11 protein-coding genes are annotated in these 13,573 nt (G+C 40.6%); all 11 read right to left on the reverse strand.

The window, feature by feature from the left end; all coding sequences use genetic code 11:
* Positions 1-7: 7 nt before the first annotated feature.
* Entirely contained in the window at positions 8-1,678 is a 1,671-nt protein-coding gene (locus Phpb_RS08195; RefSeq protein ID WP_065389917.1) for a contractile injection system tape measure protein, read from the reverse strand.
* A 58-nt stretch (positions 1,679-1,736) separates the two neighbouring features.
* Positions 1,737-3,008, reverse strand: a complete 1,272-nt coding sequence (locus Phpb_RS08200) for a tail fiber protein (protein WP_065389918.1) — start codon at positions 3,006-3,008, stop codon at positions 1,737-1,739.
* A 116-nt stretch (positions 3,009-3,124) separates the two neighbouring features.
* Positions 3,125-6,475 (reverse strand): hypothetical protein, encoded by a 3,351-nt coding sequence (locus tag Phpb_RS08205; protein ID WP_065389919.1) that lies wholly within the window; start codon positions 6,473-6,475, stop codon positions 3,125-3,127.
* The gene (locus Phpb_RS08210; RefSeq protein WP_065389920.1) at positions 6,468-9,209 is read right to left on the reverse strand and encodes a hypothetical protein; all 2,742 of its coding nucleotides are present in this window, start codon (positions 9,207-9,209) and stop codon (positions 6,468-6,470) included. Before Phpb_RS08210 ends, Phpb_RS08205 begins: the two co-directional genes overlap by 8 nt.
* A gap of 80 nt (positions 9,210-9,289) precedes the next feature.
* Entirely contained in the window at positions 9,290-9,706 is a 417-nt protein-coding gene (locus Phpb_RS08215; protein ID WP_065389921.1) for a hypothetical protein, read from the reverse strand.
* Positions 9,703-10,119: a GPW/gp25 family protein gene (locus Phpb_RS08220; RefSeq protein WP_065389922.1), complete on the reverse strand. Its 417-nt coding sequence runs from the start codon at positions 10,117-10,119 to the stop codon at positions 9,703-9,705. Before Phpb_RS08220 ends, Phpb_RS08215 begins: the two co-directional genes overlap by 4 nt.
* 13 nt (positions 10,120-10,132) lie before the next feature.
* Positions 10,133-11,734: a phage baseplate assembly protein V gene (locus tag Phpb_RS08225; RefSeq protein WP_065389923.1), complete on the reverse strand. Its 1,602-nt coding sequence runs from the start codon at positions 11,732-11,734 to the stop codon at positions 10,133-10,135.
* Positions 11,731-12,414: a CIS tube protein gene (locus Phpb_RS08230; protein ID WP_065389924.1), complete on the reverse strand. Its 684-nt coding sequence runs from the start codon at positions 12,412-12,414 to the stop codon at positions 11,731-11,733. Before Phpb_RS08230 ends, Phpb_RS08225 begins: the two co-directional genes overlap by 4 nt.
* A complete protein-coding gene (locus Phpb_RS08235; protein ID WP_065389925.1) occupies positions 12,401-12,580 on the reverse strand; it encodes a DUF5908 family protein in 180 nt (59 codons plus the stop codon). Before Phpb_RS08235 ends, Phpb_RS08230 begins: the two co-directional genes overlap by 14 nt.
* The gene (locus Phpb_RS08240) at positions 12,577-13,035 is read right to left on the reverse strand and encodes a phage tail protein (protein WP_065389926.1); all 459 of its coding nucleotides are present in this window, start codon (positions 13,033-13,035) and stop codon (positions 12,577-12,579) included. The genes Phpb_RS08235 and Phpb_RS08240 overlap by 4 nt, the downstream gene beginning before the upstream one ends.
* 13 nt (positions 13,036-13,048) lie before the next feature.
* Positions 13,049-13,573: phage tail sheath C-terminal domain-containing protein (locus Phpb_RS26685; protein ID WP_276204261.1), on the reverse strand; the 525-nt coding region annotated here is incomplete at its 5' end.

The following is a 13,573-nucleotide window of genomic DNA, read 5'->3' on the forward strand; positions in this document are numbered from 1 at the left end:
AAACCTTTTAAATATTTTGCCAGTCAATCTGTAAATGACGATTTAGCCAGGGAAGTTTAGCGATATTTAATGGCCACGGCCAGTCGGCTAATAACAGATCAAATGGCTGATGTTGTAGTGTAATTTTTATTTCCTGTTCATCTATCAGCAATTCACCCGGTCGTTGTAAAAACAGTTGGCGGACATCATTTCGGCTCAGTTTTTTCCAGCCCGGAAGTTGAGCAATAATCGCATCCAACCATTGCTCTATTATCAACTGTTCTTCTGGTTCAATAGGGATTGATGGCATCTCTTCATCAATCGTTAATCCGCATAAAACTTTATTCAATATTTTTCTCTCTACTTGCCTCTCTTCATTCCCCCAAATAAGATAATCCAAGAAATCAACCGCCCTAAATTGAGCTTGATGATGAATAAATTTTTTCTCCTCAAGTAGATCTAATTGATTAAACAATGCAGGTAACATCGGCCATAAAATTAATATCCCAGCATTACTTACCTGATATGGAGAAGTTAAATCTGATTCAGGATATGGCCTGTTAATAGCCCGAGGTTGATTATAATTATTATCTTTATGGCGCAAGTTATCTGGTATTGATAATATTGATTGTCCTTGATAAGTTTGATGCTGATTTAATTGTAGTAAACTCTTCCGATGCTCTGTAGATAATTTTTGTAATATCTCAGTAATCATCGAATTAACCGGAATTATTTGCTGTAAAGATTGTTCTCTAGAGGTCTGTTTTTCACAACCAAAACGATTGACTAAAATTTTATATTCCTGAAAAGAGAGGTGTTTCTTACACAATTTTGGAATCCAATCTATTTTCCAAATCGGTTTCAACCATTTATTTAATAAGGTATTTTCAGCGACGATATTCTGGCGAAATAAAGTCATAATAGGCACAATATCAAGCATACTGCTATCAAGTTCAGCCATGATATATGATATCACTTTCATATCTGGTTTGGGTATTTCCTGAATATTATGTCGCTGTATATATCCCAATGCATTCAATACCAATTGCCAAAAGAAAACTACCTTTCCTTGATGCTGAGATCTATCTATATTCTCCGATAGTTTGCAATTAATCGCGGTTAATAAATCTGGTTGACTGATAGATAAAAGCCGTTGCAAACCGTGCTCAGATAAGCAACTTTTTGCCAATAATAATGCTAAATCTTTCTCTATTCTCATTAATTGATTAATTAAAACTTTAATATTAACGTCAATATTTCTGTTATCTGCTATTACTTTTTCAGGATTTAATTTAACCTCTTTTTGATATAAATACTGGATAAATTCCTCAATATCAGATAAATCATTACTATGTAATAAAGAGGATTTACCGGTATTCTGGAATATTATTGAATTTTCCGTAATGGTTGCTTCCTTATTATTTTTCCGATATTGTCCCAATGCTTTATTTAGTTCAGCATTAAGCCGAATAGGAAACAGAGAATTAAAACTGCTTGAATTAATTTCACCAAGATTCAGCGTTAATTTATCTAAATAGATATCCTGATTAATAGCATGTCTATTAAAATATAAATTAAATAATTTACGCACACCGACTTTATTAAGCAGAGAACCATGTAATACTTTTTTAGCCACCTGTTGATTATTGGCTTTAATAGTAATAGCAATTCGATTTAATAAATTTAGCTCCGAAGTCATAAATAGCACTCCCTTTACGATTAATGAACAAATTAAATCTTCAGTTTCTTCATAAATGTTAAAGTTTCATAATGAAAGCAAGAATATAATAAGGAACTGTTATTTTATTACTATGGGAATGTTTGCCTGTGTTTTTCACATCAATATCATGATTGTGTGTCTCTGGACTGTTTCCATTTACAACACCTTTAGATGTGGTCATCCCTGTTGAGTAATAGAGATATCTATTGTTGGTATTATTCGAAGAAGCTACCGCTCTCTTGTTTGAATCGATCTTATAATAACTATGCTGGGCCATTATCTCTGTGTCAATTATTATTCCACTAAGATGATTGTGATTAGGTATTTGACCAATAGATAACGATCTCTCATTTGTTCTGCCATTGATATTTAATGTAGCCTCATCAGAATCAAAACTAAATGATTTACCATCTTTAGGTCCTGAAACTTTAGTATTACTTTGCCCTTTAACACCAGAAAAATCCCCGCCTAAAATAAATCGATCGATCAAATTTGGCGTATCATTTTTACCATCACACAATGCCCATCCCTCAGGAATACTACTACCAGAAAACATCACAATCATTCCTCTGGGAAGGACTTTGTTAGGATCAATACTGACACCTTTATCATCAACCTTAATACCATTACCCGCTTTGACTTTTACACCTTTCGTACTCAAGCTTAAACCACTTACACCACTCCAAGCATTACTTGAATTTCCTCCCTCTAATTTCAAATAGAGACCGGTATTATCAGTCACTACAATACCTCCCCCATCCCAACACTTAACAGCTATACCATCCGAATCAACGGAAATACTGCCTTTATCTTTGGCCTTAACTTCTACCCCTTTTTCACCAACCGAAATACCATTACCTGCTTTAACTGAAACACCTTTGCCATCAACATTAATACCATTATCGACCTTGACAGCGATATCATCTTTATTTACAACAATACCATTACCTTGACCAACAGATATTCCATTGTCTTTATTAATCAGACCACTACCAAGGTCTACAGATAAAATATCATCTTGTAACATTAATGGAGAAAAGCCATTATTGGCGATAGTTCCCATTTTTAAATTAAGCGTACCATTATCATCCAGTTTCAATCCTGCTCCTGGTCCATTTTGTTGAGGAGCTTGCCCGGTTGCTTTGCGGCCAATATCAGCGATATTAATCAGGTCTGCATAATCAGCTTGTAAAGGAATACTGCCTTCTTTAAAGCGGCTTTTCAAATCATCGGTTGATGGCCCCTTTGATTTAATGTTGGTATTTTCTAAATTAACTTCTGAATTTTGTAGATTATATTCTTTTTCCATTTTTATCACCTTATATTATGAGAACCATTATACTAATGGCATATCTAGATAATAGCGAGATTTTAAAAACACCATAATGTATAAATAGATGAGACATCTATTTTATGTTGTTAAAATTAGTTTCCATCATAAGTAAAATAAAAACCAAATTTTGTACGCACTTCTCCTTTAGTATCTTGACTATCAGATATGTAATTCAATGATAAAATAAGTGGTTCTTCGGTATAAAATAATGCGCCAGAAAGATCCTGATTATCACCTAATATAAATCCATAATAAAATGACCAGCTATTTCCTGCTGGAGGATCATATAAATTCATCGCTTTCCATGATAAGTTAATTCCTACTTTTTTTCTTCCTTTAATATGCAAGATTTCATCGGTAACAATATCATTCTTTTTCTTTTTCACTTTAACGTAGTAATCTGTCCATTCATTATCTGATTTTAATATGGCATATTCAGGCCCTATTTTATTCTTATCAGTTAAGAAAACCAGCTTGCCTTTATTATCTACAGGTTGATATAGAAATTCTGAGACAGCAATGGCTTTATCATGCTCTTTAATAAGGTCAACATCTACCCGTACTGCCCTTTTAGTATAAGGTACATATAATAACTGATTATTTTTTATAACTTCTTCGCTCCATTGATCGCCAGATTCACCAATCACTTCAATACGCTGCTTTTCCGTGGCAATTCGCATACTGCCAATACCTGTTGCAACGGAAGGCAATCTTCCCAGAGTTAAAGTTTCTAGAATATGGTATGCCTCATCCCCTAAAGGAGCCTCATTGTTTTGCCAGCGTTTATAGGTATTGGCAAAATCTTCAAAATGTTTTGGCGATAACCAATGAATAATCATCGAAATATGCGCAGGAAATTCAGCGAGAATCTCCGATTTTACCCAAGATTCCAGTTTGTAAGAATCAACTCTGTTATTCTCAATTAATTGATGATTCACTACCACGCTGACCACAAATGAAAATCGATCGGCCAAGGCATATTTTTCGCTGGAGAAATACCAGCGATAACGCCAGGCTTCTGCCTCAAGTGGAAAATTATCCCGTGAATCTTCATTCCGTTTAATTAATATCTTGCCTTTGATGCGATCAAATTTAATTACGTGCGCTTTAAGTTCATATTCGGATTGCGTTTTTTTACGAACTGCACGAGTTAACTCTTTTTTGAATGGACTAGAAGGTGTAATAGCATATTTCAGAGTGATTTCGTCATTTTCTTCAATCATAGCAGGGAAAGGGCTTTGAGCACTGGAAGTGAGCCAACGTTCATCTTCCGTATTATTTTGGTATGCTGCGTTGGCATAAACCAATTGATAATCCATATCTTCCAACCATATTGGGCTGTTTTGCCAGTACAGTTTATCTTGCTCAAATGCGACTAATACTCTTGCCAAATTGTGTCTCAGATCCGTGCTGTTACGCGTACTAAGGGAAAATGTCTCTCCTGACACCTCTGTGATCATCTGGCCCCGCAATATAAATTCCCTATCACCTTCAATGATAATTAGGTTGATCACCTGGCCTTGCAATAACCGGCCTGTTGTATCTTTTTGTGTAATTCTTAACTGTTCATCTTCAACCACCAAAGAATCGGGCTTTTTCGGAGTATCGAATTGGATATCAGGTTTTACCGGCAGTAATTGACGATGTTCAATCAAATAGAAAGGCAGATTAGCCAGATTGGGAATATCACTGAAACATTCCCCGCCCAAACCCAATCGTGCGGCAATCCGTTTTTGCAATGCTGATACTTTATCAATCCGAATATTATTACGTTGATAGGTCAGTTCCGGTTGTTGAGCTAAATAACCCTGCTGAGTGTCCAGAAAATCCCGCAAATCAAGAGTAAGTGGTCTGGCAGCAAGTTGAGCGCCAAAATAGCCTAATAGGTGATCCAAGATTGTCAGCTCTTTTATATAGTTTGGCTTCTGAATATTATTACCAATATAGATACGTGAATATCGGCTTAGTGTTGCGATTAAATCAGGAATGATCTGTTGATGAACTCTATGGCTGACCGTATTCGCTTTAAAAGGCCATTGTCCACCATGTACCCTATTTCCTCGTTGTTTAAACGCCAATAGTTTTGGCAATAAAGCAAGTTCAGCACAACCATTAGCTAACAGTTGTTCAAAAGGCAGTATAAATTGATGTAACTGCATTTGTTGTAATGTTTGTTTATTATTCTGCAATCCATAACACGCGGGTAATTTATTGCTTACCGGGTAATAATCCTGCACTTTACGGTGTTTTCCCCAGTTCAATAATTCTGGTTTTGTATTAATCAACGGTTCTCTAATGAGTTTTTTCTCTATATCTTCCTTAGAAACTGTAACTCTCACGCCACCTTTGGCAATAATAGTTAATGGGCTGTCTGGTGAAGTCATTAATGATAAAGGATCTTCGCCCCATAGTCTGGGATAATATCCTTTAACAATTTTCCAAGACCAATTATCGTCCGGTAACGGGGAAATAATGTTAGCATCATATTTCTCCTTATCTAACTCCAACCGGGTTACACTTTGAACACCTTTAATCGCCAATAATTGGTTAACCAAATGGCTTAAGTTTAATACCCTAGTGCCGTTGTAATCTCTGATCGGCGGTAATTGTGGTATCCAACCGTGATGCAAATAAGGCCCATCAAAAATTTCTTCATTATTGTAACCCATCTCTTTCATCGCTTGGGTGGTATAACGTCGCAGCTTTTCAATTATCGTTTGTTCCGCTGTCATATAAATTTGGGCGAATATGTCAGCGATATCTTTAACATCATCATCAAGCTGAATATCGATCTTCAATGGTAAATCAACGGGTTGTAACCAGATAATTTTACTCACCCATTCTCCCAAATTACGATTTTCTTTTAGGAAAGCGTTAAGTTTCTCCTGAGCCAGATTATTATCGGTCTGAGTTTCCCGGCCAGGCAGCAAATAAAGCCAATAATTTCCTCTTAACGTTAATTGTTCACTCTCTGAATCTGGAATTTGACTAAAACTGTATTCACGTTTCTTTTTGCTATACCAGTATGTGTAGCGTTGATCTTTAGGTTCGCATATCAGTTGTGCATCGTTAAATAAAAAGTAACCACCAGCCGTGTCGTCACTCTGCAAGTCCAATAACACCCGGCGATAGTCTTCCACAGTAATAGGTCCACAAGTCAGCATCTGTTGCGGGCCAAACTCCTGCGGGAAAATACCCTCTCCGGCGGTCTGTTCTTCTGAGGTGGGCGTAAGCAGATCTTTCAGCGGTAATGAGTGACGATAAGCTAAATCAGACGCACTATAACAACAGGCTTCTAATAAGGTGATACCGGGATCATTTTCACTCATATCACTCCAACACTGACCCGAATATTGCTCAATCACCGCCTTCGCTTGGGCAAGTAAAGTATCAAAGGCAATATCGTCTTTAATGATAGGAAATAGAGCATCCTGATTATTCATTATCAACTCCTTGGCTTGAAGAACGCTTATCCGTCCAAACTAAAATCAACACTTCGTTATCGTTGGCTTCGATACTTGCGCCCACGGCACCCGTAGTTCGGTCAGCTATGGTTAGGCTTAAATTAGTGACACGCTCAACCAGAGGGGATTGTTGGATAGTGGCTAACAACTGGTAGTAGTCAATGCGATTACCGGTTGCTACACCGATAGCAGGATTCTCTGCCCACGGCATATATATTCGGCTTAATTGTTGCTGTAATTGGTGATGGCCGTAGTCAGAATTAACGTCTGAAATAAAGGTCACTTGATAGCTCACACTAACGTCAATATAAGTAGGATTGTTGATTTCAATGACTGCCCAAGGGCTACTTAACTGACTTAGCCATAAGACCATCTCTGCCAATCGCGCCGGGTTTAGTGTTGGGCGTAACGCGTCATCGTTATCCTTGTAACGATTATCCGGGATAACTATCAGTTGTTGTTTTTCTGGCGCCGGAATGGTGGTTAATTGGCTGCCTGAATGGTATCTGACATCAAATAGGCTAACAAAATGATCTTTTAGTAAGGTGACCATGTTTCCCCAACTCAGTACCCGGTTACGGTGGGACAATCGGACAGGAATTCGTTTTAAGAAGGCTTGCTCAGTCTCTCGGGGGCGACCGTTCCAGGAAGCCCAAGGTTGCGTGATGCTGCTGATTGCAGCAATAGTGTTTACCGGCTGTTTTATGCTGCTCGCAGCCAATCCATTAATAAAATGCTCCTGTTCAACCGTTTCTGCGTTGGCTAAAGCTACTGTGGTGGCGTTATACAGCAAGCCTTTAATATGTGGATAATCTTGGGGATCACTCTTATCAGTTATCTCGGCTTTCAACCAGTACCGCCCCGTTGGCATCAAAGCGGCCTGATTTGAAGCATCCTGTGGCAATAAGGTGCGCCAGATCCCCCGGTCAAATAGGTTATGAGTTTGATCGTCAATTAAGTCATTCAATTTGCTCCAGGTATTGCTCCTGTTGAGATAAGACCAAGATAAAGTGAGCTTTTTAATACCTTCTAATTGCCAATAAAGAGATAAAGTTTGACCCGGTAGTGCTCCGGTAAAGCCCAAATAGAATGCATCATGAGTCAATGTCGGTGCTTCTGCTGCTTCGCCCCGGCCAAAAGGCGTCAGAGGGTAAACAGTAAATTGCTTAAGTTTAGCTTTAGCGCTGAATTGAATCTGCAATGCACTGATTTGTGGGATATAGGGTAAATTTTTATCTTTGGGATCTTTCCAATATTGGGTATGCATAAAATCCTGTCCGGCTAGTTCTATACGCACCGAAACAGGCCAGTCATTGGGATTTAAGCTGTCTACAACAGGGTAATCCATTGCTGGTAAGGTAAAACTTAGGCTTTTTCCTTCTGGTGGATAATCAGATTGTGGTTCATTCGCTTGTGGGGGCTTCATATCATCGAACAATGATTGAGCCTTGCTTTTATTGAGATTGATTCTTCCTTGCGCAGTGACTAAATAGCCCAGTACTTTAAATGCACTATTATCGGGATCAGGACTATAACCTTTATACCACTCTTTAAAACTTATGGTAGGCAAGCCAATCCATTGAGGGGTAATCGTCAAAGTCGCATTTTCGGAGTTATACCATTCAGGGGCAACCAAATTAAAACCGGAGCCTAATAACGGTGACTGACCAAAAGGAAAACTAGTCGCATTTGTTTGTTCAATACCGCCATCAGAGGCATAGTTCACACTACGGTTGTCGTTAATGTTGATGTTGATCTCGATGTCTTTAATCTGCGGCAACATCGGTCCCTGTTTGGTACTCAGTTTTAGTACCGGTACATCAAACGTCATATTCTCTAAAGCATTAGGCGGGCTAATCGGGTCATCGTTAGCTGATAAGCTGAATTTGAGGTTAGCCTTTTCTTTTTCCACTAATAGTGAAAGCCAGTGATCTCCCGAACTAATCTGAGCGGTGACTTGATTAGAATCCCCCGCCCACTCGCTTATTAATGTGACTGTAATCGTGCGCTCTCCTGCCGACATCGCAAATAAAGGCGAAGTAATTAAGTAACCGGACAGAACCGAAACATCATCAGGCGTTGGGCTAAAAAGCCGAATACCGTTTTCAGGGAATACAATGTTATCTGCAAGATTCAGCGGTATTGCCGATTTCCAACCATCTCCCTCTTTTCGATACCAACACAGGTCAGTCAATTCTCCTTGGTTTGCCAATACATTCAACTCGGACACATACTGTAACGAATTTCCCGCACTATCATGTCCGGCATCAAAGAGAGTTCCTTTCGTAATAAGATATTCAACATGATCAGAATTCAAGGTAATACCTATCGCCACCTGATCCGCTTGTGCATCTCTCGGTTTCAAGCCCAATAATTCACGATAATAAAGATCACGATGCCGCGCAGGAAAGGTATTGAATAATATTTTAGTCGTTTCTAACAGTTTTAAAAAAGCCAATAAAAAAGCCTGATGAGCGGGTAAAGTACCATTTGCTCTATTCGCCTCTTGGTAAATATTAGCTAATTGCTGAGGGTTGCTCTCCTGAATAAAATAGAAGCTACTCCAAAACTGCTCTTTCTCTTGACCAAAAGGGATTTTTTCGGCGTATTCTTTAATCCAGTTTAAAATATCTAATGTGCTTCTTTCATCAAGTTTAAAATCTGTCTCAGATACAATAGCGGTAAGTTTATTATTTAATCCGGTCTGTCCCATATTGATACCACCCGTTATTTGAATATAACTTTAATATGTTTTCAGGAGAATTATTATTTAAAAATAAATTAAAGCGTTCCTTATCCAGCACTGACAGCATATTGACTGGCAATAAACCGGCCTTTTCCCATACTGGGTGCGGTTATATCCGGGCCGCTCGATGGGTTATTTGCCGGCTGCGATGGGGTAAAACGGGCAATAAATTGCTGCCCGACAACAATTACCGTGACAGGGCCTCGACAAAAGTTTACCTGCTGGCTGGCATCTAATTGAGCAATAGTAACCATCCCCATGCCGGGTACCGGATGGCTCGGCGTAATATATTGCGCCTGAAATTGGACCTTTTTTTCATCACCCATTATCACGATCTTTTTCCCCCGAATTTGCACGTGCCCGCTACCCCGAATGGTTGCAGGCCCTAAGATGGCGACTTGCCGGTTGCCGAATAAAGGTTCGAATAATAGAGTGTCGCCATCAACCACCAGTTGTTTACTCATAAAATCACTTCTCCTTCACCAATTTCAAGAATACCTTCAATTTGCTGGCTAATTTCACTCCCTCTCAAGGCATAATTCACCTTAATATGCAGAGTATTCGGTAAATTTATTTTTTGATTTACTTGAATTTCAGTAATTTCGGCGCGGGGTTCATAACGTAATACTCGCTCTTCAATACGCGTTTGAATATGAGCCATTAGTTCATCACTGATATTTTCAAACATATAATCATTTAGACCACAACCATAATCTTCACGCATAATCCGCTCGCCTGGCTCAGTCAAAAAAAGAACTTTCATACTCTGGCGAACATGTTCTTCTCCTTCCGCCATGATGATTCCCGTCTGAGAAGAAAATTGTGGCGGAAATGTCCAGCCCCGACCATAAATATCGGCTAATATTTTATCTGCCATCTTATTTAACCTATTATTGTGTTAAATTAATTTTCGCCCCTTTAATATCAACCCCAGATTTTCCAGCGGCTGATAGGGATTTTTCGGCCTGAATATTAATTTCCTGCGCCTGAGTAATGAGATTTTTAGCGGAATTAATGGTGATATCTTTATCCTGTTGCAGAGATAAGGTGTTTTTTCCACTATTAAATGCGAGTGTATTATCTTTATTATCGAAGATTAATGCTTGCTGATTTTCCCCCTGTTTAATCACTAAGGTTTTCACCAAATTCTTTTCACTCGGTTCTAATGGTGATCTATTTTTAGGGTTATGCATGGCGCCTAATATCACCGGAAAACGCGGATCGCATTCAAAAAAACCGATAATCACTTCATCCCCCGGTTCAGGGTAGAAGCAGAATCCGCTCTCATGACTGGCGTAAGGTTTACCCAAGCGGGCAAACAACGTGCCGCTGGTTAAGTTTAAAGCCGGTATTTTGACCGGAATACGGCCTAGCGATTGGCTATCCTGTTGGTATTTTTCTACGATCCCGACATGCAGCTCTTTAACCTGAGGCACAACCTGTTCTACATCTGATTGCATGCCTAACGTTAACCGGGTACGCCAACCTTGCCGCTGGTTAATGGTCTGACTGACGCCGGTGATAATCGCCTGACCATCCATCCCCTGCCCGAAGCCTGTTAACGCCAAAACATCCCCCGGCTGATAGCGATCATTACCTGCAACCTCAAAACTGCCGGATATATTATGGCTACGTCGGTTACCCATGATGCTTTGAGTAAACTGCTTAGTTTGTTCATTATCCAATGGGCTGCTGAAAATCCATTGCCACTCTTGATCGGTCAGCGGTTTCAACGTGTCGGTAGCAAGTTGACCATGCCCAAACCCGCTACTTTTTGCCAGAACCGCCTGAGACAGCTTCTGTTGGTTAATGTCCCAAGACTGTACACTTACCGCTTTGGGGCTGCGCTGATTATCCCATTGCAGATTCGCTTCAAACAGCACAATGTCCCGAAGGTCGCCGCGCTGGCGAATGGTATGCACGGTTGACCGATTAAGTGATTCTGGTGTTGCCAACGTAATGGCATCATGGCCGGGGATCAGCCAGATATTGGTAGCACTCAGTCGGCTCTTTAAGAATGTCCAATCATTGCAACGAAACTGCACCATTTGCTCATGTACCGTTTTAAGTTGAGGCGCTTGTTTTATCGTGACAGACACACCGGCCTGGCTAAACAGCTTCTTAATAATCGCCTCATCACTCTGCTTATTGAATAGTTGTGAGTGGAAACTATGGGTTAATTTTTGCAGTGGATGTTTTGCCGTCAGAATCATTAAACTGTCCTGACCTTTAAGCTTCAATGTCTGCTGAACAATAATCCCTTTAAACAACACACTTTTTTTGATCTGCACAATAAGTTCATGATTCGGGCGACAACTTGCCAGTTCAGCTTGCGCCTTGGCATCAAAAATATGGCTGGTATCGCCAATAATAGCCAAAGTGACATTAGCCGAAGGAATGCCATTGATAGGGTAATTCACTGACAAACTAATAACCGTAAACTGATTGAGCGTTTTGCCGCCTACCTTAAGCACAATCGAGGGTATCTTCATGCTTTCCTCCGTGCTTGCAGCGTTTGTCCCGGCGTGAAATCATCAAGATTATCCAGATCGTTTTGCCAAGCCAGCGAAAGATAATCGATCCCCCCCGCCAGAGCCGCACCCGCGCCCAGTGCAATCAATGGCAGAGAGAGCATATCGGTTACGCTAACCGCAGTCACCGGCGGCGATTTTAACTGCTGTTCAGTGGCCTGAATAATAAAGCTCTCATCCGCCACCAGCGATAAGGTAGCCATTGCCCGTAATGGCATGGCGTCCCGGTCAAACAAGGTGTAATGAATACTGAGACCACTGGCCCGGCAGGCAAAATAACCTTTATTTTCCCAACGCATTTTGCCCCATTTGATTTTAAGAAAATGAGGAACTTTAGTCCCGGCATCAACGGCACAGAGGGTTTTTAACTTCGCCAGTTGAGTTTCGATCGGCGTATTGTTGCCGGGCATTGATGCGTCAAACAGGAGATCTAATGACAGGCCCGCTGGCTGAGACGACACATGGTGGTTACTTTGGTGAATATGGGTAATGCTTTCATCATTTTTATAATTGGCTTGATAATTGAACTGGATCGCATCAGGGTTATACATCACCGGTAAACTGCCCACCAAGATTTTACCTTCCCGATCTTTAAAAGCAGTCAGGGTGAGTTTAGATAGGCTGCGTTCAATTAAGCTCATAATGGCCTCCTGTTTCACGTAATGCCTCTAACACCTCCCGTTTAATCCTTTCAATCAGGAGAGCGTCATCTAATGCTTCTTGGGCTAATGTTCGCGGAGATGATAAATCACTCGTAGAATCGGTGACTTTAGCCTGAATAATCAATTCTTTAATTTCTACAGTCATGCTTTCACTCCTAACCAGCGCATATCCTGATAACGTAACTCCAGGGAGTTCACCAAAACGGCATTGCTATTGGCATCAAAATCACCGGTAGACCAACGAACCGGTAACGCGTTACTCACAGTCCAGCTTGTCACGGGTAAAAAATTTTCATTTAGCAACATGATGACCACATCGGCATAAACCGCTTTTTCCCCACGCAAGACACGATCAAATATCAGAGTAAGCGGTGTCACCGTCATAACACCACGTTCCAATACCAAACTACCGTGCTGAATCTTCTCGGCCAGCCAAACGTTTCTGGCATTTTCCCCGCCTTGGCTGTGTTGGGTGGTTTGCAGTTCACGGCTAAGTCCCGATATGCGCTGAAAAGCAATATCAAGTGGGCTGGGAATGTTGTTAAACAGAAAACTGGCGATAAAACGATGTGACACTGACGGGGTGTATAAATTGTGCATATTTCGCCCCTATTTAATTTAATCCCGTTATCCCGGTACGCGCGTCAAACGTCAAATTCAGTTCAATAAATTCCGCCGGAATGAGCAGGGCTAGTTTGATTTTCATGATCATTTTTCCGGCCCGCAGATCCGCTTCACTCATTGATTCGTTAACACCGAGTAATATGTCAAACGCCCGTTCTTCCTGAGTACCTGACAGCCCACCTTTTAACCATAATTGATGCAACCAGTTGTAGGTTTGGCCTTTAAGTTTCATCCAGGTGATGGCGTTGTTGGGTTCGAAAATAAAAGCCCGGCCTAATCGGGTGATATGCGCTTCGATATAGGAGACCAAGCGGCGAGTTTGGATATAGCGCCAGGGAGAACCGGGGAGGTTGTCCAGCGTTCGGCATCCCCAGACTTTAATCCCTTTACCGGGGAAGCCGCGAACCAGATTCAACGAAGTGCCATTCTGGTTAAAGAGCGCGTCAGCTTCAATAAAAGAGCGTATTGGGCTGACCACCTTAGCTAAAGCGACATTGGCCGGTGCGGTCCAGAT

It is taken from the genome of Photorhabdus namnaonensis (assembly GCF_001684335.1).
Classification (GTDB): Bacteria; Pseudomonadota; Gammaproteobacteria; order Enterobacterales; family Enterobacteriaceae; genus Photorhabdus; species Photorhabdus namnaonensis.

Coding starts and splice junctions, on each gene's coding strand:
- Phpb_RS08215 (WP_065389921.1), bottom strand. CDS start 9,706: ATGAGTAAACAACTGGTGGTTGATGGCGACACTCTATTATTCGAACCT.
- Phpb_RS08205 (WP_065389919.1), bottom strand. CDS start 6,475: ATGAATAATCAGGATGCTCTATTTCCTATCATTAAAGACGATATTGCC.
- Phpb_RS08220 (WP_065389922.1), bottom strand. CDS start 10,119: ATGGCAGATAAAATATTAGCCGATATTTATGGTCGGGGCTGGACATTT.
- Phpb_RS08200 (WP_065389918.1), bottom strand. CDS start 3,008: ATGGAAAAAGAATATAATCTACAAAATTCAGAAGTTAATTTAGAAAAT.
- Phpb_RS08235 (WP_065389925.1), bottom strand. CDS start 12,580: ATGACTGTAGAAATTAAAGAATTGATTATTCAGGCTAAAGTCACCGAT.
- Phpb_RS08210 (WP_065389920.1), bottom strand. CDS start 9,209: ATGGGACAGACCGGATTAAATAATAAACTTACCGCTATTGTATCTGAG.
- Phpb_RS08225 (WP_065389923.1), bottom strand. CDS start 11,734: ATGAAGATACCCTCGATTGTGCTTAAGGTAGGCGGCAAAACGCTCAAT.
- Phpb_RS08195 (WP_065389917.1), bottom strand. CDS start 1,678: ATGACTTCGGAGCTAAATTTATTAAATCGAATTGCTATTACTATTAAA.
- Phpb_RS08230 (WP_065389924.1), bottom strand. CDS start 12,414: ATGAGCTTAATTGAACGCAGCCTATCTAAACTCACCCTGACTGCTTTT.
- Phpb_RS08240 (WP_065389926.1), bottom strand. CDS start 13,035: ATGCACAATTTATACACCCCGTCAGTGTCACATCGTTTTATCGCCAGT.